Source organism: Caulobacter sp. SRI_014 (genome assembly GCF_057586315.1).
In genome coordinates, this window is the sequence record NZ_JBYCZQ010000013.1 from 48161 (window position 1) to 67836 (window position 19676).

The 19676-nt window shown below is 68.4% G+C and carries 16 protein-coding genes and 1 pseudogene; 13 read left to right on the plus strand and 4 right to left on the minus strand.

The window, feature by feature from the left end:
• Positions 1-16 precede the first annotated feature (16 nt).
• Positions 17-511 (plus strand): phasin family protein, encoded by a 495-nt coding sequence (locus tag AC2YG9_RS20605; RefSeq protein ID WP_487299876.1) that lies wholly within the window; start codon positions 17-19, stop codon positions 509-511.
• Positions 512-561: 50 nt separating this feature from the next.
• Here AC2YG9_RS20605 and AC2YG9_RS20610 read toward each other — a convergent pair whose 3' ends face one another.
• On the minus strand, positions 562-1143 hold the full coding sequence (locus AC2YG9_RS20610) for a TetR/AcrR family transcriptional regulator (RefSeq protein ID WP_487299877.1): 582 nt from the start codon (positions 1141-1143) through the stop codon (positions 562-564).
• A 102-nt stretch (positions 1144-1245) separates the two neighbouring features.
• Between AC2YG9_RS20610 and AC2YG9_RS20615 the strand changes: the two genes are divergently transcribed.
• The 6 genes and pseudogenes from AC2YG9_RS20615 to AC2YG9_RS20640 form a co-directional block, all read left to right on the plus strand.
• The gene (locus AC2YG9_RS20615; protein ID WP_487299878.1) at positions 1246-2937 is read left to right on the plus strand and encodes an alpha/beta fold hydrolase; all 1692 of its coding nucleotides are present in this window, start codon (positions 1246-1248) and stop codon (positions 2935-2937) included.
• A gap of 14 nt (positions 2938-2951) precedes the next feature.
• Positions 2952-3803 (plus strand): alpha/beta fold hydrolase, encoded by an 852-nt coding sequence (locus AC2YG9_RS20620; RefSeq protein ID WP_487299879.1) that lies wholly within the window; start codon positions 2952-2954, stop codon positions 3801-3803.
• 142 nt (positions 3804-3945) lie between these two features.
• Positions 3946-5226 carry an NAD(P)/FAD-dependent oxidoreductase gene (locus tag AC2YG9_RS20625; RefSeq protein ID WP_487299880.1) on the plus strand — a complete coding sequence of 427 codons (1281 nt, stop codon included), beginning with the start codon at positions 3946-3948 and terminating at the stop codon, positions 5224-5226.
• 326 nt (positions 5227-5552) lie between these two features.
• Positions 5553-6362: a glutathione S-transferase family protein gene (locus AC2YG9_RS20630; RefSeq protein WP_487299881.1), complete on the plus strand. Its 810-nt coding sequence runs from the start codon at positions 5553-5555 to the stop codon at positions 6360-6362.
• Entirely contained in the window at positions 6362-7006 is a 645-nt protein-coding gene (locus AC2YG9_RS20635) for a glutathione S-transferase family protein (protein ID WP_487299882.1), read from the plus strand. Before AC2YG9_RS20630 ends, AC2YG9_RS20635 begins: the two co-directional genes overlap by 1 nt.
• Before the next feature lie 7 nt (positions 7007-7013).
• Positions 7014-7138, plus strand: a pseudogene (locus AC2YG9_RS20640) (hypothetical protein); the annotation flags it as partial.
• Here the strand turns inward: AC2YG9_RS20640 and AC2YG9_RS20645 are convergent.
• Together AC2YG9_RS20645 and AC2YG9_RS20650 are read right to left on the minus strand one after the other, a co-directional pair.
• Positions 7106-8380 carry a dicarboxylate/amino acid:cation symporter gene (locus AC2YG9_RS20645; protein WP_487299883.1) on the minus strand — a complete coding sequence of 425 codons (1275 nt, stop codon included), beginning with the start codon at positions 8378-8380 and terminating at the stop codon, positions 7106-7108. The pseudogene AC2YG9_RS20640 and the gene AC2YG9_RS20645 sit on opposite strands and share 33 nt — an antisense overlap.
• A 60-nt stretch (positions 8381-8440) precedes the next feature.
• Positions 8441-10891, minus strand: coding sequence for a S9 family peptidase (locus tag AC2YG9_RS20650; protein WP_487299884.1), 2451 nt, complete (start codon positions 10889-10891; stop codon positions 8441-8443).
• Positions 10892-11072: 181 nt separating this feature from the next.
• Here AC2YG9_RS20650 and AC2YG9_RS20655 point away from each other — a divergent pair, with 181 nt between their 5' ends.
• From AC2YG9_RS20655 to AC2YG9_RS20680, 6 genes are all read left to right on the plus strand, one after another.
• Positions 11073-11558: an ArsR family transcriptional regulator gene (locus AC2YG9_RS20655; protein WP_487299885.1), complete on the plus strand. Its 486-nt coding sequence runs from the start codon at positions 11073-11075 to the stop codon at positions 11556-11558.
• A gap of 98 nt (positions 11559-11656) precedes the next feature.
• Positions 11657-12580 (plus strand): nucleoside hydrolase, encoded by a 924-nt coding sequence (locus AC2YG9_RS20660; RefSeq protein ID WP_487299886.1) that lies wholly within the window; start codon positions 11657-11659, stop codon positions 12578-12580.
• On the plus strand, positions 12577-13431 hold the full coding sequence (locus AC2YG9_RS20665) for a ribokinase (RefSeq protein WP_487299887.1): 855 nt from the start codon (positions 12577-12579) through the stop codon (positions 13429-13431). The genes AC2YG9_RS20660 and AC2YG9_RS20665 overlap by 4 nt, the downstream gene beginning before the upstream one ends.
• Before the next feature lie 29 nt (positions 13432-13460).
• A complete protein-coding gene (locus AC2YG9_RS20670) occupies positions 13461-14393 on the plus strand; it encodes an isopenicillin N synthase family dioxygenase (RefSeq protein WP_487299888.1) in 933 nt (310 codons plus the stop codon).
• A gap of 126 nt (positions 14394-14519) precedes the next feature.
• Positions 14520-15650, plus strand: coding sequence for a non-hydrolyzing UDP-N-acetylglucosamine 2-epimerase (wecB, locus tag AC2YG9_RS20675; protein WP_487299889.1), 1131 nt, complete (start codon positions 14520-14522; stop codon positions 15648-15650).
• Between the two features lie 26 nt (positions 15651-15676).
• A complete protein-coding gene (locus AC2YG9_RS20680) occupies positions 15677-17965 on the plus strand; it encodes a glycosyl transferase family protein (RefSeq protein WP_487299890.1) in 2289 nt (762 codons plus the stop codon).
• Here the strand turns inward: AC2YG9_RS20680 and AC2YG9_RS20685 are convergent.
• Complete coding sequence (locus tag AC2YG9_RS20685) at positions 17933-19606, minus strand: ShlB/FhaC/HecB family protein (protein WP_487299891.1); 1674 nt, start codon at positions 19604-19606, stop codon at positions 17933-17935. The two genes, AC2YG9_RS20680 and AC2YG9_RS20685, sit on opposite strands and share 33 nt — an antisense overlap.
• Positions 19607-19676: the final 70 nt, after the last annotated feature.

A 19676-nucleotide genomic window follows, 5' to 3' on the forward strand; every position in this document is an offset into this window, starting at 1 on the left:
TACCAAGGAGCCTCCCATGGCCGCCGCCAAGAAGACCAAGACCGACAAGAAGCCCGCCGCCGAAACCGGCGCCGATCTCGACATCGCCCGCAAGATCTGGCTCGCCGGCGTCGGCGCCTACGGCCGCGCCTTCACCGAAGCCAAGGACAGCGCCGAGAAGCTGGCCCATGGCGCCACCGAAGCGTTCGACCAACTGGTCGCCAAGGGTGAAGTCATCGAGGACGAAGTCCGCGACCGCATCGCCAAGGCTCCGGCCGGCAAGAAGGTCGTCTCCCTGGTCGGCGACCTGACCAAGCAATCCAAGGACCGCCGCGCGGCCCTGGAAGAGCGTATCGGCAAGGTCCGCAAGTCGCTGACCGAAACCTTCGCCCCCTACAACCTCGCCGCCCTCGGCGAGGCGGTTCAGGCCCTGACCACCCAGGTCGAAGCCCTGACCGGCGAAGTCGCGGCCCTCAAGGCCGAGAAGGCTTCGAAGAAGACCCCCGCGAAGGCCGCTGACGAAGCCGCCTGAGCACCCTTCCGGCGATAGCGGCCCTTCCCACTCCCCCTCCCCCCACGGGATCAGGTCGCGAGCGTAGCCGCCGGAAGCATGACCTGGGCCGCCGCCCGAGCCACGCGCTCTCGCGGCGGCCCAGTGTCACCCCCAAGTTCCAGGGCGATGGCATGGAACAGGATGCCGGTCGCCAGCTGGCCCGACAGACCGTCCCGCGCCTCCGCCTTGGCCCTGATCGCCCCCTTCTCGTGGAGGCGTTTCAAGGCGTCCCCCAGCCCCGAAACCAGGCCCGCCATCACCCGCCGCGCCGCCGCCGCCGCCGCCTCGTTGCCGAGCGCCAAAGCGGGTTCGCGCCAGAAGAAGCGGGCGTCCCAGGCCTCCTCGACCAGGATGTGAACATGCGTCCACAGGGTTTCGATGTCCGGCCTGGCGGCGACGGCCTCCCGCATGGCCTCCAGCACCATCTCGATTTCGGCCGCATGCAGGGCCATCAGCTCGGCCAGGATCTGGGGCTTGCCCTTGAAGTGGTAGTAGAGGTGGCCGGCGCTCATGTTCAGGGCCGAGGCGATGTCGACCGCCGACAGCGGCCCGACGCCCTCCTCGTTGAAGAGCTCCCGAGACGCTTCGAGGATGCGATCCTTTGTCCTCACCGCAATCCTGCTCCCCCGTTGACTTGGCCGACCCGTGGTCCAGCATATGTCCGAACGAGGACGCCGGGCGAGAACGATCTGGCGCGCGGGGAGGAAGCAACCATGACCAAGCCCGGAATCCGTCTTGATACCGGCGGCGCCACCGACAACGCCGGGGGCCTGAACCCGATCGTCGGCGTGGCGCGTGAAGACCTGATCGGCGCCGTCGGCGTGCTGTTGCGCGAAACCGCCGGCCGGCCGGTGAAGACCCTCAAGCATGTCGCCAAGTTCAACGGCGAGGTGGTCAAGATCCTGACCGGCAAGTCCGAGCTCGAGGCCGCTGCGAAGGACAAGCGTTTCGCAGACCCGGCCTGGCGCTACAACCCGCTCTACAAGGCCGGCATGCAGTACTATCTGGCGGTCCAGAAGGGCGTCGCCGGCTGGATCGACGATGTCGAGTTCGACGAGCTTGAACGCGCCCGCGCAAACTTCGTCACCGGCATGATCCTCGACAGCCTGTCGCCGTCCAACACCCTGGTCGGCAACCCCTCGGCCATCAAGCGCGCCTACGACACCGGCGGCGGCTCCCTGCTCAAGGGGCTGAAGAACGCCTACGACGACATGACCAAGAACGACGGCATCGTCAGCCAGGTCGACAAACGCCCCTTCAAGGTCGGCGAGAACCTGGCCACCGGCCCCGGCGCTGTCGTCCACCGCACCGAGATGATGGAGCTGATCCAGTATCAGCCGACCACCGAGACGGTCAGCGAGATCCCGCTGATGATCATCCCGCCGCAGATCAACAAGGCCTATGTCAACGACCTGTCGCCGGACAAGTCGATGGTCCGCTACCTGACCTCGCAAGGCATCCAGGTGTTCCTGGTCAGCTGGCGCAACCCGACCAGGGAACACGCCCACTGGGGCCTTTGTGACTATGTCGACAGCCTGATCGAGGCCACCGACGTCGTCACCCAGATCACGGGGTCGAAGAAGATCAACGTCTCCGGCGCCTGCTCGGGCGGCATCACCACCGCCACCCTGCTGAGCAAGCTGCAATCGAAGGGCGATGAGCGCATCGGCGCCGTTTCCCTGATGGTCTGCGTCCTCGATCCGGACGCCGGCGACAGCGAGGCCGGGGCGCTCGTTTCCAAACACGGCATCGAGATGGCCCGCCAACGCTCGGCCAAGAAGGGCATCCTCGAGGGCTCGAGCCTGTCGCGGACCTTCGCCTGGCTGCGGCCGAACGATCTGGTCTGGAACTACGTCATCAACAACTACCTGCACGGCGACGATCCGCCGCCGTTCGACGTGCTGTTCTGGAATAACGACAGCACCAACCTGACCGCGACGCTCCATTCCGACTACCTGTCGGTCTATGAGCACCAGCCGTTCCGCAACCACGGCGCCGTCGAGCTGGCCGGCCACAAGGTCGATCTGTCGGCCGTCAAGAACGACGTCTTTGTCGTCGCCGGCGTCACCGACCACATCACCCCGTGGAAGGCCTGCTACCGCCTGACGCAACTGATCGGCTCGCCGAATGTTGATTTCGTCCTCTCGCAGGCCGGCCACATCCAGGCCCTGCTCAACCCGCCGGGAAACCCGAAGGCCAAATACTTCCACAGCGCCGAGCGCCCGGGCTCGTCGATCGACGCCTGGATGAACGGCCAGGCCGAGGAAAAGGCCGGCAGCTGGTGGCCGTTCTGGACCGAATGGCTGACCGCCCGCTCCGGCGACAAGAAAGCGGCGCCCAAATCCCTGGGCTCCAGGAAGTACAAGGCTCAGGACCCCGCGCCCGGCCTCTACGCGTTTGAATAGCTGAAAGACTCTCCATGACCCGATCCGCCAAAGCCGCCAACGCCCCCGAGTTCTCCATGCTGCGGGCGGGCGGCCGCACCCTGCGGGTCGCGGTCTGGAAGGCTCAAGGGCCGAAGACGTCGCACGGCGTCCCCCTGCTGTTCTTCAACGGCATCGGGGCCAATATCGAACTGATGGCCCCGCTGGCCGACTGGTTCCCCGACCGCGACCTGATCACCTTCGACATGCCCGGCATCGGCGGCTCGCCCAAGCCCGTTACCCCCTATCGGCCCTGGACCATGGCCTGGACGGCGGCCCGGCTGCTCGACCAGCTTGGCTATGGGGTGGTCGATGTCATGGGCGTCAGCTGGGGCGGGGGGCTCGCTCAACAGTTCGCCTTCCAGCATCCCAAGCGCACCGGCCGCCTGGTCCTGGCCGCGACCTCGGCCGGCGTCATCATGGTGCCGGGCGACATCAAGGCCCTCAGCAAGATGGCCGACCCCAAGCGCTACGTGGACCCCGAGTTCATGCGCCGCAATTTCCAGACCCTCTACGGCGGCGAAATGGACGGCGCCGACGGTCACATCGGCCGTATCGAACCGCCCAGCCGCACCGGCTATCTCTACCAGCTGATCGCCATGGGCGGCTGGACCAGCGTGCCCTTCCTGCCGTTCGTGAAGGCCCCGACCCTGGTGATGATGGGCGACGCCGACAAGATCGTCCCCCTGGTCAACGGCAAGTTCCTGGCCAGCCTGATCCCCGACGCCCGGCTGGAGGTCATCAAGGATGGCGGCCACCTGTTCCTGGTCAGCAAGGCCAGCCTCAGCGCGCCCCTGATCCGGGAGTTCCTCGACGAGGGTCGGGTGAAGCGGAAGAAGGCGGCGTAGGCCTCTCCCGCCGTTTCCGCATTTGCTACCGTCATCCTAGGCCTTGTGCCTAGGATGACGATAGCGGGGAGGGGCGACAGGCGCCTTCCCCCACACGCCCAACAGGCCTAAACCCCAGCCGTCAGCGGAAGGGGATAGCCGCATGCACTACGACATCGTCATCGTCGGCGGCGGCGCCGGCGGGCTCGAACTCGCCGCCCAGCTGGGCCGTAAGCTTGGCCGACGGCGGGGCGCCGAGAAGGTCCTGCTCATCGACCGCACCGTCTTCCACATCTGGAAGCCGACCCTGCACGAGGTCGCGGCGGGCACGCTCGACACCCACCAGGAGGGGCTGAGCTACCCCATCCTCGCCCGCCGCAATCATTTCAGCTTCACGCTGGGCGAGCTTGCCGCCCTCGACCCTACCGCCCGCCGTCTGACCCTCGGCGCCATGACCGACGGGCAGGGCAGGGAACTGGCGCCGGAACGCAGCATCACCTTCACCCATCTGGTCCTGGCCATCGGGGCCGGCGCCAACCTCTTCGGCACGGCCGGCGCCGACCAGGCCCACCTGCTCGAAAACACCGCCGACGCGATGCGCTTCCACACCCGCCTGCTGACCGCCTTCACCCGCGCCAGCTTCGCGACCGACAAGTCCCTGGCCATCGCCATCGTCGGCGGCGGCGCCACCGGCGTCGAGCTGTCGGCCGAGCTGATCGAGGCCCACAACGAGTTCTTGGGCGGTCTGGCCAAGGACCAGCGCTTCCGCCTGGACATCACCATCCTGGAAGCGGCCGAGCGCATCCTGGGCCAACTGCCCGAGCGCATCGGGGCCCAGGCCCAGACCGCCCTCGAACGCAAAGGGGTGAAGGTCCTGACCGGCGCCAAGGTCAGCCGCATCGACGAGGACCTGGTCGTCACCAGCAAGGGCGACATCCCCGCCTCGATCATCGTCTGGGCCGCCGGGGTCAAGGCGGCCGAGAGCAACGCCACGCTCGGCCTGGAAACCAACCGCCTCAACCAGTTCGTCGCCAACGACCGGCTCGAAACCTCCGCCCCCGACATCTGGGCCATGGGCGACTGCGCCGCCGCCCCCTGGACGGAAGGCCGCACCATCCCGGCCCGCGCCGCCGCCGCCCACCAGCAGGCCGACTACCTGGCCAAGGTCCTGACCGCCCGCCTGGCCGAGCGCCGCCACGAGGTTCCCTTCCAGTACCGCGACTTCGGCTCCCTGGTGTCGCTCGGCGAAAGCCGGGGCGTCGGCTCGCTGATGGGCGGGCTTGGCGGCCCCAACTTCTTCATCGAGGGCCTGATCGCCAAGTGGATCTACATGAGCCTCCACCTGGCCCACCACCGCGCCATCCTGGGCACGACCAAGACCGTGGTCTTGGCCCTGGCGCGACTGCTGCAGGAACGGGTTTCGGGTCGGTTGAAGCTGCACTGAGCCGCGCGAAATAAACTCCGGGCAAAATTATTCGGCCTCGATGGAGCCCGATCCGGCCGCGACGCGACTGTTGGCTCGACGTAGGCCTGGGCCACCAACATTCCCCGCGCCGGCGCCTACGCCCGGTCAACGCCGGCGCCTACATTCACGCCGCCTATCGCTACCTAATCCCCAACGATTCCGGGCCTTCTGTCGGAATGCCCCGGATTCCCGGGATGGATCGTTGGCGCCCCCTGCCGTGCTATAATGGTCCCGCTTTGATAGCGCCTGTTGACGCCCCCGAGGGAAACCACGCGAGCGTCCCGGAAACACAGGGAAACGCCGCCATGACCCACCCGACTGTCGAGCTCCTCGAGCACCCGCTCTCGCCCTACGCCCAGAAGGTCAAGATCGCCCTCAGCGAAAAAGGCGTGCCGTTCGAGGCCAGGATTCCCGGCGCCATCGGCTCGGGCCAGGTGTCGCCGGAGTTCGCCCGCGCCAATCCGCGCGGCGAGGTGCCTGTGCTCTACGTCGAGGGTCAGGCCATCTTCGATTCCACCATCATCCTGGAGTTCATCGAGGACCGCTTCCCGAGCCCCCCGCTGCTGCCCGCCAGCCCCGCCGACCGCGCCCGCGTGCGGATGATCGAGGATCTGGTCGATACCCACTACGAAGCCATCACCTGGGGCTTGTCGGAGATCGCCAACTTCAAGCGCGCCACCGGCGACCAGGCCGTCGCCATGCAGGCGAAGGCCGGCGAGGAGCTGGCGCAACTCCACGCCTGGCTGGAAGCCCAGCTCGGCGACCGCCCCTGGTTCAACGGCGAGGCCTTCGGCTGGGGCGACCTCTGCGTCGCGCCCTTCGTCGCCGGCGCCATCGGATTCGGCTTCCCCCCGACCGGCAAGCTGTCGGAGTGGTTCGCCCGCGCCGCCGCCCGCCCGTCCGTGGCCACCGCCATCGGCCAGGCCCGTGAAATGGCCGCCGCCATGGCCGGCGTCGCCCAGATCGTCGAGGCTGGCCTGTTCAAGCGGCAGTACCGCGACCACCGCCTCGAATGGATGATCCGCTCGGGCGGATTGTCGGTGGTGCAACAGGGGATCGAGCGCGACAATATCCGCTTCAACAGCGCCCCGGTCGGGGGCCTGGGAGCGCTCTGATGATCCAGCTGTGGCACTGCGCCGACGCCCGCTCCTTCCGCGCCCTCTGGGCCCTGGAGGAACTGGGTCTTCCCTATGAGCTGAAGCTGCTGCCCTTCCCGCCGCGCATGCGTCAGCCGGAATACCTGCAGGTCAATCCGCTCGGAACCATCCCCTTCCTGGTCGATGGCGACACCCGGATGAGCGAGTCGGCGGCCATCGCCCAGTACCTGGCCACCCGCGAAGGCCCTACGCCCCTGTCGGTCCAGCCCGGTGAGGCCTCCTACGGCGCCTGGCTCAACTGGCTGCATTTCGGGGAGGCGACCCTGACCTTCCCCCAGACCCTGGTGCTGCGCTACCGCACCTTCGAGCCCGGCCGGGCCGAGGCCGCCGCCGACGACTACGAACGCTGGTTCTTCGCCCGCCTCAAGGGTCTCGACCGGGCCCTGGCCGATGGCCGCGACTGGCTCTGCGCCGGCCGCTTCACCGCCGCCGACATCTCGGTCGGCTACGCCCTGCTGCTGGCCCGCAGCCTGAAGATCGACAGCGGCTTCCCGCCTGCCGTCGCTGCCTATTGGGACCGGCTGCGCGAGCGTGATGGCTTCAAACGCGCCAAGGCTGCCCAGAAGAACGACAGCGTCGCGGCGCCTCAGTTCCCCTCATAATCTCCGTCATCCCGGCCGTAGCGTAGCGAAGAGCCGGGACCCAGGGGTGCGTGATCTGGCTGCGTCAACCTCTTGTGCTGGCGGCCCCTGGGTCCCGGCTCAGCCCTGCGGGCTGTCCGGGATGACAGTGTTGGGCATTTCCCGCTCGCCCTTCGCCAGCATGGTCGTCACCCCCATGTCGGCGGTGACATTGCCCAGCGTGCGGAAGATGTCCGGCACCACCTCGACGGCCAGCAGGATCGGCAGCAGGTCGATCGGCGCCCCCAGCGCGATGCAGATCGGGGCCACACTGGCGAAGAAGCTGATCTGGCCCGGCAGCCCGACCGAACCGACGGCCACGGCGAAGGACACCAGGATGGCCGCCAGGATCTGCGGCAGGCCCGGCTCGACGCCATAGAGGTGGGCGACGAACAGGGCGGCGGCCAGGTTCGCCACCGGGCTGGTGGCGCGGAACACGGCCACCGCCAGCGGCAGCACCAGGCCGGTGATGCGGTCGGGAACGAAGAGGTTGTCCCGCGTCCGCTCGATCATCAGCGGCAGGCTGGCCAGCGAGGACTGGGTCGAAAAGGCGACCGCCAGCACCGGCCCGGAGGCCCGCAGGAACTCGCCGAATTTCGCCGCCCGGCTCAGGGCCACGACGATGAACATGATGACCGTGATGGAGGCGGTGATGGTCGAGACGATGACGATGTACTGCAACAGGGTGGCGGCGCTGGCGACGCCCGTGCGCAGGCCGACGCTCAAGCTGAGGGCGAACACCCCGACCGGCGCCGCCCACAGCACCCAGCGCACCACCGTCAGCATGGTCTCGGCGATGGCCTTGAACACCGTCAGCAGCGGCTGCTTGAGGTCGTCCGGCAGCCGGCTGGCCCCGAAGCCGAAGAAGACGCCGAACACCACCAGCGGCAGGATGGCGTCCTCGACCGCGGCCTTCAGGGCGTTGGCCGGAGCGAGGCCCTTGAGGAAGTCGGCGATGGTCGAGGCCTTGGCGGCTGCGGCGTCCGGCGCATGAGCACTGGCCCTCAGGGCGGCGCCGGCCGTCTCGTCTATCGGCCACAGGGCCAGCCAGCCCTGGGTCATCAGCACGCTGTAGGTGGCGAACACCGCCAGGAAGACACCGAACAGCACGATCGCCCGGGCCGCCAGCTTGCCTGTGGCGGCCGCATCGGCCACCGAGGCGATGCCCAGCACCAGCAGGGTGAAGACCAGCGGCACGATGGTCATCCGCAGGGCGTTGAGCCACAGCGAGCCCAGCGCCTCGACGATGCTCATCCCTTCCTGAATGGACTTGGGCGCCCAGACCTGCAGCGCGGCGCCGACCAGCAGCCCCAGCACCAGGGCAATCAGCACGCGGACGGCGAGGGACTTGAGCATGCGGCAATTCCTAGCGGGTCAGGGGGTAAACGTTGCCTGTTCGACCTGCCGCCGCAAGTCCTAACCCTCCCTTTTGCGGGGAGGCGCCTTCTTCACATGGCGGTCCATCCAGTCGGTCATCTCCCACAGGGTATGCAGGGTCGATTCCCGGGCCCGGTAGGAATGGGCTTCGTTGGGCAGCACTACATAACGCGCCGTCGCCCCGGCCCCCTTGAGCGCCGCGAAGAAGCGCTCGGTCTGAACCGGGAAGGTGCCGCTGTTGTCGTCCGCCCCGCCGTGGATCAGCAGGATCGGCTCGTTGATCTTCGTGGCGTAGGTGAAGGGGCTCATCTTCGTGTAGGTCTCGGTCGCCTCCCAGTAGGTGCGCTGCTCGGACTGAAAGCCGAAGGGCGTCAGGGTGCGGTTGTAGGCGCCGGAGCGGGCGATGCCGGTCCGGAACAGGTCGGTGTGGGCCAGCAGGTTGGCGGTCATGAAGGCCCCGTAGCTGTGGCCGCCGATGGCGATGCGGTCGCGGTCGGCCACGCCCATGTCGACCACCGCCTTAACCGCGGCTTCCGCGTCGGCGGTCAGCTGTTCGATATAGGTGTCGTTTGGCTGGGCCCCGTTGACGCCGACGATGGGCATCGAGGGGTTGTCGAAGATGGCGTAGCCCTGGGTCAGCAGGAACAGGTGGCTTATGCCGCCCGGCCGGGTGAAGCGGTTGGAACGGTCGACCGTCTGGCCCGCCACCCCGGCGTCGGTGAACTCGGCCGGATAGGCCCACATCAGCATTGGCAGCGGCCCGTCGCGGTCCTTGTCGTAGCCGGCCGGCAGATAGAGGGTGCCCGACAGCTGCACCCCGTCGGCCCGCTTGTACTTGACCTCCTGCTTGGTCACCCCGGCGAACTGCGGGGCGGGATCGGGGATGCGGGTCAGCTGGGCCAGCTTGCCGTCCTTGACCGAGCGCAGGAAGAAGTTGGGGTTCTCGGTGCGGCTCTCGCGTCGGGTCAGCATGACCAGGCGGGTATCGTCGATCAGGTCAATCACCTGCTCATAGTGGCTGGCGCTGGAGGTCCACAGCCGGGTCGACTTGCCGTCCTCCAGAGACATCGCCGACAGGAAGGGGAAGCCGCCCTCCGGCGTCTCGCCCGGGCCGCTCATGAACATGCTCCGGCCATCGGGGGTGAAGCGGATCACCTGGCGGCCGTTGGGCAAGGCGGTCATCAGGACATCGCCGGGATCGTCATAGCGGCCCTGGTAGTTGCGGCTGACCAGCACGCGGGGCGTCCCCGGATTGGCGGGGTTCACCGCCAGCCGCGTTTCGTGGCGGGTGTCGAACCACTGGCTGTGGACGACGGCCAGGTCACGCCGGCCCCAGTCGACGCCGGCGAAGCGTTCGGCCAGGTCAACCAGGGTGGTCGGGGCGGCGGTGAACGGCGCGGCCTGCATGAAGACGCGGTCGTGGACGGCGACCTTGGTTCGCGGATCGCCGCCGTCCTGGGCCTCGACCCAGTAGAGCGTGGCTGGCGCGTCATCGCGCCAGCCGACGCTGCGCGGACCGGTCACCACGGCGTCGAACGGCGGCGGCAGATCGTCAGCCAGCGGCCGGTCGGCGATCAATTTCACCACCGCGCCGCTCCAGTCGATGACGGCGATCTCGGTCGGGAAGCGGCCCGAGGGCACGATGTAGCTGTAGGGCCGCTTGACCCGGGTGGTCAGGATGTAGCGGCCGTCCGGCGAGACCTGGGCGCCGCTGTAGAGGCCGGGCTTGCCGACCGGCTTCACCGTGCCGCCGACCAGATCGATGCGGACCAGCTGGCTGGTGAAATAGTGGTCGAACAGGGCCTCGTCGTGCGGCGAGGCCAGCAGGTCCTGGGCCGTGCGGACGGGCGCGGCGCGGCCCTTGCTCTCCTGCACCAGAGGCCCTGTGGGGGCGGCCGGCGCAACCGGAGCGGGGCCCCGGCCGGGCGGCACGATGCGGGCCAGGAAGCCGGAGCTGTCCGGCAACCAGGCGTAGGCGGCTCCGAAGGCGGCGTTCAGTTTCACGTCGCTGACCCGGCGCGCGTCGCCGGTCCGGGCATTGACCACCCACAACTCGAGGCCGTCCCTGGCCTCGGCCATCATCGCCAGCCAGCGGCCGTCCGGCGACCAGGCGAGGCTGAGCGATCGTATGCCATCAGGCAGCCTGGCTTTCACCTCGCCGCCGCCGCTGACCGTGATGAAGCTGAGCGAGCGCAGATAGGTGGTTCGGGCCTCGGTCGGACCGTTGGTGCGCGGATTCACCCGTGTGCCGGCCAGCCGAAGGATCGGCTCCGACACCGCCGCGATGGACGGCAGGTTCTCGCGGCCGATCAGGGCGATCAGCTTGCGGTCGCGCGAGGGCACGATGACCGGTGTCGGTTCGGCGTCGATGATCTGGGCGATCGGGGCGGGCGGCATCCGGTAGCCCTCGGCCGATTGGGTTTGGCCCTGGACCGGCGCGGCCAGCAGGAGGGAGGCCAGCAGCGCTGGCGCGAAGCGAAACTTGTTCATTGAGACCTGTGACGTCCGACCCCGAGGAAGGCCTGATCATCTCCTGCCTTGTGACAACTTGTCCAATCCTCGATTTGGGTCGGTTTGCCTCTTGAGATGTGCCCACATTGGTGCAGGATTACTCGGGAGTAGCTTATTCGCCCACTCACCCAGAACTGCGCGCTCCGGGGGGACGCACACCATGCCTCAATCCGCACTCAAGACCGCCGACCTTCCGTCGGCTGTGAACGATGAACCGTCCATCGACCAGAAGCGCATCGTGGCGCGGCTGGGCTCGCGCTGGTTCCTGCAGGGGCTCTCGCTCGTGAAGTCCTTCGGCGGCGGCGACATTCTGGACGGCCTGATCCTGCTGGCCATCACCGACGCCAACACCCGCCACCTGAACGCGCCCGACGGCCGCTTCCAGGCCAGCAACGACATCCCGCCCAACGACGTCCGCCGTCCGGTCAGCGTCTATGTCGTGGCCCGCGAGCTCGGCATCTCCTACGAGACCGCCCGCCGCCATGTGCAGCGCCTGATCAAGTCGGGTCGCATCGAGCGGGTCGAAGAGGGTGTGGTGGTGCCCGATTCGGTGTTCGCCGACTACGAAACCCAGGGTCTGACGGCCAAGAACTACAGCAACACCCGCCGGTTCCTCGACCAGCTGCGCGAAGTCGGGGTCATCTAGCGGAGCGTTTCCCGGCCGGGCCTCGCCCGGCCGATCAGGAAGAGCGACCAGCAAAGACTTTCTTGCGGCCGGACCCCGGTCCGGCCGACAATGGGCAGGTGTCACACTCTACTCTGATCATCGACTGCGATCCGGGGGTGGACGACGGCGTCGCCCTGCTGCTCGCCTTCGCCAGCCCCGAGCTGAACATCCTGGGCGTCACCGCCGTGGCCGGCAACGTTGCCGCCGCCCTGACCGCCCGCAACGCCCGCATCATTCGCCAGATCGCCGGCCGCGACGATGTGCCGGTCCTGGCCGGCTGTCAGCGGCCCATGGTCCGCGTGCCCGTCGAGGCCGGCCACTTCCACGGCGAATCGGGCCTGGGCGACATGGCCCTGCCGGCGGTCGCCGACGAGCCGGGGCCGCACGCGGTCGACTTCATCACCCGCACCCTGCTGGAGCGTGAGGCCGGCACGGTCGATGTGGTCGTCACCGGCCCCTTCACCAACCTGGCAATGGCTATGGTCATGGAGCCGGCCATCATCGACCGCGTCCGCCGGGTCGTGGTCATGGGCGGAGCTCGGCTGGAGGGCGGCAACATCACCGCCTCGGCCGAATACAACATCTTCGCCGACCCGCACGCCGCCCACGTGGTCTTCGCCAGTGGGGCCCAGGTCATCGTCCACGGCCTCGACGCCACGCACCAGGTGCGGGCCACGGAAGAGCGCATCGCCGCCATCGAGGCCCTGGCCAATCCCCGCGCCGATGCCGCCGCCTCGCTGCTCCGCTTCTCGCGCAAGATCGAGCATGAGATCGTTCGCGGCCTCGACGCCCCGCTGCACGATCCCTGTCCGATCGCCTGGCTGATCGCCCCGGAGCTGTTCGAGGTGGTTCCTTGCGAGATCGCCGTCGAGACCGGCTCTCCCCTGACCCTGGGCCACACGGCCGTCGAGTTCCGTGACGCCGGCGCCTCGCCCCACCTGTGGGTGACGACGGCGAACGGGCAGGGGGTCTTCGACCTGATCACGGAGCGGCTGGCATGAACGTCTCCCTGACGGTCGTCGGCTCGATCAACCTGGATTTCGTGGCCAGCGCCGCCACCCTGCCGGCCCCCGGCGAGACGGTGACCGGCGCTACGCTCGCGCGTCACCCCGGCGGCAAGGGCGCCAACCAGGCCCTGGCCGCCCGCCGTCTCGGCGCGGCCGTGCAGATGATCGGGGCCACCGGCAAGGACGGCATGGCCGACGAGGCGCTGGGTCTGCTGCGCCGCGACGGGGTCGACCTCTGGGGCGTGACGACCAAGCCTGACCTTGCCAGCGGCGTCGCCCTGATCGCCGTCTCCGCCGAGGGCGAGAACCAGATCATCGTCGCCCCCGGCGCCAACGCCGGCGTCCTGCCGGGCGATCTGCCCAACACCCTGGAAGGCGCCCTGGTCATGCAGCTGGAGCTGCCGGTCGCCACGGTCGCCGCCGCCGCCGAACGCGCCACCGGCTTCGTCGCCGTTAACCTCGCGCCTGCCGCGATCGTGCCCCAGACCCTGCTCGACCGCGCTGACCTGCTGATCGTCAACGAGACCGAAGCCGCCTTCTACGGCGAGGGCCTGCACCAATCCCCGGGCTTGGTCGCCGTCACCCTCGGCGGCGCCGGCGCCAAGCTGTTCAAGGATGGGGTGGAGATCGCCGCCGCCACCCCGCCGCCGGTCGCCGTCGTCGACACCACCGGGGCCGGTGACTGCTTCGTCGCCGCCCTGACCGTCGCCCTGCTCGAGGGCCAGTCGCCGGCCGAAGCCCTGCGCTTCGCCTGCACCGCCGGCGCCCTGGCCGTCGCCCGCGCCGGCGCCCAACCGTCGCTGCCCTGGCGGGCCGAGGTCGACGCCGCCCTCGCGGCCGCTTAAAACATCCGCCCAACTGGCGAGACAGCAAGATGACCAGACACGTCCCCGAACTCAGCCTCAAGGCCTACACCCACGGCGACGCCGCCAGCCGCGCGCAGTTCTCCGCCGACCTGTTCCGGGGCCTGAAGGAGTTCGGTTTCTTCACCCTGGCCGACCACAACGTCTCGCCGGACCTGCTCGAGAAGGCCTATGGCCTGGCCGAGAAGGTCTTCGCCTTGCCGGAAAGCGCCAAGCGCGCCTACGCCGCCGGCATGCGCGGCTACACCCCCTTCGGCGTCGAGCACGCCAAGGACAGCAGCAAGCCGGACCTCAAGGAATTCTGGCAGATCGGCCACGATCCCTCGCCGGATGCGCCCGCCGATGAGCCCTTCCCGGAGAACGTCTGGCCCGCCGAGATCGCGGAATTCCAGGACACCTTCACCCGCCTGTTCGCGGCTCTGAACGAGACAGGCCAGATCCTGCTGCGCGCCCTGGCCCCCAACCTCGGCCTGCCGGAGGACTATTTCGACGAGCGGGTGAAGTACGGCACCTCGCTGCTGCGTGTCCTGCACTACCCGCCGATCAACGGTGACCCGGACGGCGCCGTGCGCTCGGCGGCGCATGAGGACATTAACTTCATCACCATCCTGGTGGCCGCCAAGGGCGCCGGGCTGCAGCTCCTGGACCGCGACGGGACCTGGCTGCCGGTCGAGACGGCCCCGCGCAACCTGATCGTCGATTCGGGCGACATGCTTCAGCGCCTGACCAACGGCGTCATCCCCTCGACGACCCACCGGGTGGTCAATCCGGAGGGGGCGGAGAACGCCAGCCGCTACTCCATGCCCTTCTTCATGCACCCGACCCTGGCGACGCGACTCGACGTCCTGCCGCAGTGCGTTGGTGATGAAGGGAAAAAGTATCCCGACATCTCTGCCGGCGAGTTCCTGCATGAGCGGCTGAAAGCCATTGGCCTGGCTAGCTAATTCCTAGTTCGCCGACTGGAATATGAACGCCAGCCAACGGCGACCTCAGAACGCGTTCAATCCCGTTCATCCAAACCACGCCCCAGGGGACGACGACGGGTCGCCCCCCTAACAGGGGCTAACACCGTGAAGGTGGCGATCGTGGCCGGCACCCGGCCTGAAGTGGTGAAACTGGCGCCCGTCAGGGCGGCTCTGAAAGCAAAGACCGGGTTCGACCCCGTCTGGATCTCGACCGAGCAGCAGGCGGCGTTGAACCGCCAGACCCTGATCACCCTCGGCATCGAGCCGGACCTGTCGCTTGACCCCCCGGCCAACGACGCCAGCCTGGGCGGCCGATTTGCCCATGTCATGCACGAGCTGGACCTGGCTTTCGAGCGCACCGCCCCCGACCTGGTGGTCGTGCAGGGCGACACCTCCTCGACCGCCGCCGGCGCCATGGCCGCCTTCGCCCGCCGCATCCCGGTGGCGCATGTCGAGGCGGGCTTGCGCACCTTCGACCTGGCCAGCCCCTTCCCGGAGGAGGGCTGGCGCTGCGTGGTGGGCCAACTGGCGGACCTCCATTTCGCGCCGACCGGCGTCGCCGCCGCCAACCTGCATCGTCAGGGTGTTCGAGAGGACCGCGTCCATGTCACCGGCAACACCGGCGTCGACAGCGTGCGCCTCACCGCGGCCGGCATCACGCCCGAGCCGCCGACCGCCGGCCTGCGCCGGATCATGGTCACCCTGCACCGGCGCGAGAACTGGGGCGAGAACATGGAGCAGGTGCTGCACGCCCTCGTCGACATCCGCGACCACGTGCCGGACGTCGAAATCGTCTTCGTCGCCCACGCCAACCCGGCCCTGCGCCAGCAGGTTTTCCGGGTCCTCGGCGACCAGTTGCGCATCCGCATCGTCGGTCCGCTCGAGTACCCGGACTTCCTCAGCCTGCTGAAGAGCAGCGTCGCCATCCTGTCCGACAGCGGCGGCGTCCAGGAAGAAGCGCCCGTCTTCGGCGTGCCGGTCCTGATCCTGCGCGAGTCCACCGAGCGGATGGAGGCGGTCACCGCCGGCGTCGCCCGCCTGGTCGGCGTGCACCGCCACAGCGTGGTCGCCGAGGCTTGCCTGCTCCTCACCAACGAGGACGAGCGGCTGAAGATGTCCAAAGCGCTCAGCCCGTTCGGGGATGGCTACGCTTCCGAGCGCATCGCCGAAATCCTTATGCGTCAATACGCGAGCAGACTTGCGGCCGAAGGCGTGGAAAGGCTGAATGCCGGTTAACCCGTGCCAACGGGTTGGGGGGGGTGATGGACAGCGTCCTGGCGCAGATCGCGGCCTGGCTGGCGTCGGCGGGCATCACCGGCGACAGCGCCTTCGCGGCCGTCCTCGGCTACTGGGGCGTGCTGAAGGTGGCGATCATCGTCACCGCCGTGCTGATCACCATCAGCTCGATCGACGACCTGTTCATCGACCTGATGTACTGGTGGCAGCGCTGGGAAAGGCTGTGGGACTTCTGGGGCCGTTCGCCCAAGCAGGCACGGCTGGACGCTCATCCCGAAAAGCTGATCGCCATCATGGTGCCGGCCTGGCAGGAGAGCGACGTCATCGCCAACATGGTGGCCAACACCAACAAGACGTTCGACTACGCCCGCTACAAGATCTTCGTCGGCGTCTACGCCAACGATCCCGACACCCGGCGCGAGGTGGAAAAGGTCCGCCAGCGCTTCCCCAACACCTATCTGGCCGAGGTGCCGCACGACGGCCCGACCAGCAAGGCCGACTGCCTCAACTGGCTGGTCCAGAACATCCTGCTGCACGAGCAGCGGACGGGCGAGAAGTTCGACGTCTTCCTGATGCACGACGCCGAGGACGTGGTTCACCCTTACGGGCTGAAAACCGTCAACTGGTTCATCGAAGACAACGGCATGATCCAGATGCCGGTCCTTTCCATGGACCGCCAGTGGCACAAGCTGGTCGCCTGCCACTACATGGACGAGTTCGCCGAGTTCCACACCAAGGACCTGCCGGTCCGTTCGGGCCTGACCCGGATGACCCCCTCGGCCGGGGTCGCCACAGCCTTCGCCCGCTCGGCCATGCTGGCCCTGGTGCGGGAGAAGGACGGCCAGCCGTTCAACACCGACAGCCTGACCGAGGACTATGACGTCGCCCACCGGCTGGCCAGCCTGGGCTATCCGTCCGAGTTCATCCGCTATCACGCCCGGGTGCCGCGCCAGCGCAAGCGCTGGATCGGCAAGGGCGAGGTGACGGTGATGAAGCGCGAGCTGGTCGCCACCAAGGAGTTCTTCCCCGACAGGTTCCAGACATCCGTGCGGCAAAAGACCCGGTGGATGCTTGGTATTTCCTATCTGGGATGGAAGCAGCTTGGATGGTTCGGGTCGCTGTCCAATCGCTATTACCTGTTCCGGGATCGCAAGGCGCTTTTCACCTCGCCGGTCGGGGCGCTGGCCTATCTGATCGTCATCCAGGTGCTGGGTTATTGGGGCGTGGCGGCGATCTGGCCGCAGGTGGCCAAGCTGCCGCCGATCATCGACCGGTGGTGGGTCTGGTGGCTGGTGGCCTTCAACTTCCTGTTCCTCGTCAACCGCATCCTGCACAGGGCCTGGTTCACCGGCATCAATCATGGGCTCAAGCATGTGCCGCTGACGCCGGTGCGGATCGTGGTCTCTAACCTGATCGGCTTCGGGGCCTTCTTCCGGTCGCTGCGGCAGTACGTCAGCCATCTGATCACCGGCCGGACCATCGCCTGGGACAAGACCCAGCACAGCTATCCCTCGCTGTCGGAGCTGGAGCGGGGCGGCCGGGTCGGCGACGTGCTGCGGTTCTGGAACCATTTGGACGAGGCAGGGCTGGAGAAGGCGCTGGCCGCCCAGAAGCAGTCGTACCGGCCGATCGGTCTGCAGCTGCTGGATCTCGGTCTTGTTGAAGACGAGCACCTGGCCGAGGCCTTCGCCGAGCGGGGCGAGGTCTATGCCTCCATGTTCGATCCCTTCCAGATCGACAGCGGCGTGCTGTGGACCCTCAAGCCGGAACAGGCCGCCTGGTTCGCCGCCGTGCCGCTGCGGCGGCAGAACGGCACCCTCGACGTCGCCCTGGCCGAGCCGCTGGCGCCAGCAAAGCGGGCCGAGCTGGAGAAGGTGCTGGGGGCGGCCGGGGTGAAGACCGTGCGCTATCTCTATGCGCCGCTCAGCGACATCGCGTTTGCGATCCGCTTTGCCTGGGAACAGAATCCGTTCGCGCAAGGTCGGGCCGCGCTGGCCAAGGTGCGGGGGCAGGGGCGGATCAGCGCCTCGGACGAGGCGGCCCTGTGGCGCGATATCCGCAGCGGTTATGTGCGGCTGGGCGACCTGCTGGTGCGGGGCGGGGCGATCAGCCACAACGACCTGCAGGCGGCGTTGGCCCGCGGCAAGGGGATGAGCCAGCGGCTGGGCGAACAGCTGGTGGCCGGCGGGCTGATCAGTGGCGAACAGCGGGATGCCGCCCTGGTGCTGCAGCTGTCGGCGGAGGTGGTCGAGGCTCGGCTGGCGACGGCCGTGGCCAAGGCCTCAGAAGCTGAACCCGCCCGATATGCCTATTGAGACCTTGGGGCCGACGAACTGGTCGGGCACCCCGACCGTGTCGCCCAGCGGCGCGGCGTAGAGCACATCCAGGTTCCAGCGGCCGTCGAAGCTGAACCGCACTCCGGCCCCGGCGAAGGCGCCGTGCTTTTCCAGCCGGTCGACGATGGGGCCGAGGTCATCCTCGTTGGTCGCCCAGGCGCCCTCGACGAAGGCCGCGGGCCGGACCGCGAAGCGGGTCCCCAGCTTCGCGGCGGGGCCATAGACGTCGAGCGAACCGCTGACGCCGCTGTCGCCGAACAGGGCGCCGGGGTCCAGCGCCCGGCCGCCGATCAGGCCGCCGTAGGTGAATTCCTCGTACTGGAGGAGCGGTTTGTCCGAGATCTGGGCCCGCAGGCGCGGCTCGATCAGGAAGCCGCCGGAGTTGATCGAGGCGGCCCCTTCGAAGCGCACGACTAGGGCGGCCGGATCGGCGTCGACGCGACTGAGCAGGGCGTCGCCCTCGTCGGAGGCGCCCAGGCCATCGAGGCCCTTGCGGACGCTGAAGTATCCGTACGCCGTCGTATTTTCCGACCGGAAGTCGGCCTGGACCCCGGCGTAGGCCACCCGCAGGCGGTCGCGGACCGTGGCGGCGCCGGAGAAGGGCCCTTCGGCCAGGTCGGTGTCCTGGTCGATCGCTTCGTAGCCGGCGCGGCCGGCGAAGAGGACGGTCGAGCGATTGTTGCTGGCCAGGCCCAGGGGGTGGCGCAGTTCGAGGCGCCCGACGCGGGTCACACCCTCGGTGTCGAGGTTGGGGGCGCGTTCGTCCGGCGACTGTTCGAAGATGGCGAGGTCACCCTTCAGCTCCAGGCCCGAGTTGGTCATCAGGACCTGGCTCGAGATCTGGGCGCCGCGCTGGCCATCGCCGGTGAGGTCGTGGAAGACGCCGATGATGGTCCGCTCGTGCAGCGGGGTCAGGTCGCCGAAGATCAGGCTGGCCCCGCCGCTCCAGGTTCCGACCGTCTCGGCCGAGGCGTTCTGGGCGCTCAGGAAGACGCCGGGCGGGCCGGGGGAAACGTTGAGCACCAGCACGACGCCGTCGCCATCCGGCGTGACCGAGGGCGAGACGCCCCAGAAGCCGAAGCGGGAGGCCGCGTCGGCGCCGCGTTTGAGATCGCGGGCGTTGAGCAGCTGGCCGACCTTCACGTCCGAGAAGGCGCGGCGGATGAAGGCTTCCTGCGAGGCGTCGGCGCCCTGGACCTGCAGGCCGTTGATGCGGCCCTCGCGCACGGCGATGGTCCAGGTCGTGCCCTGGCGGGTGATGCTGCTGCGGGCCCCGACATAGCCCAGCTGGGCATAGCGGCAGTCGACCCAGGCGGCGACCTTGTTGGGGGTGTCCGCCCCGGCGTCGTTGTCGCCCAGATGCAGCCAGCCTTCGCGCAGGTCATCCTTGGACAGGATCGTGGCGCCGGTGACATCGACCGGAACCTTGGACGGGGCGCTGCTGCTGACCGGCAGCAGGGCGCGGCATTCGCCGGGTGTCGGCAGGGTGACGGCAATGGGCCGCTGCGGGGCCTCGAAGCGCAGGACTTCGGCCTGCGGCGGGGCGGGCGTCTGGGCGAGGGCCTGGCCGGCGAACAGGGCGAGCGGCGCGGCGGCGGCGAGCGCGATGAGACGGTTCATGAGAAAAGGAGGCCCCCTGTCGCCCTCGAAATTAACCTCACCACGAGGGATTGGAGGGAGTCAAACCAGC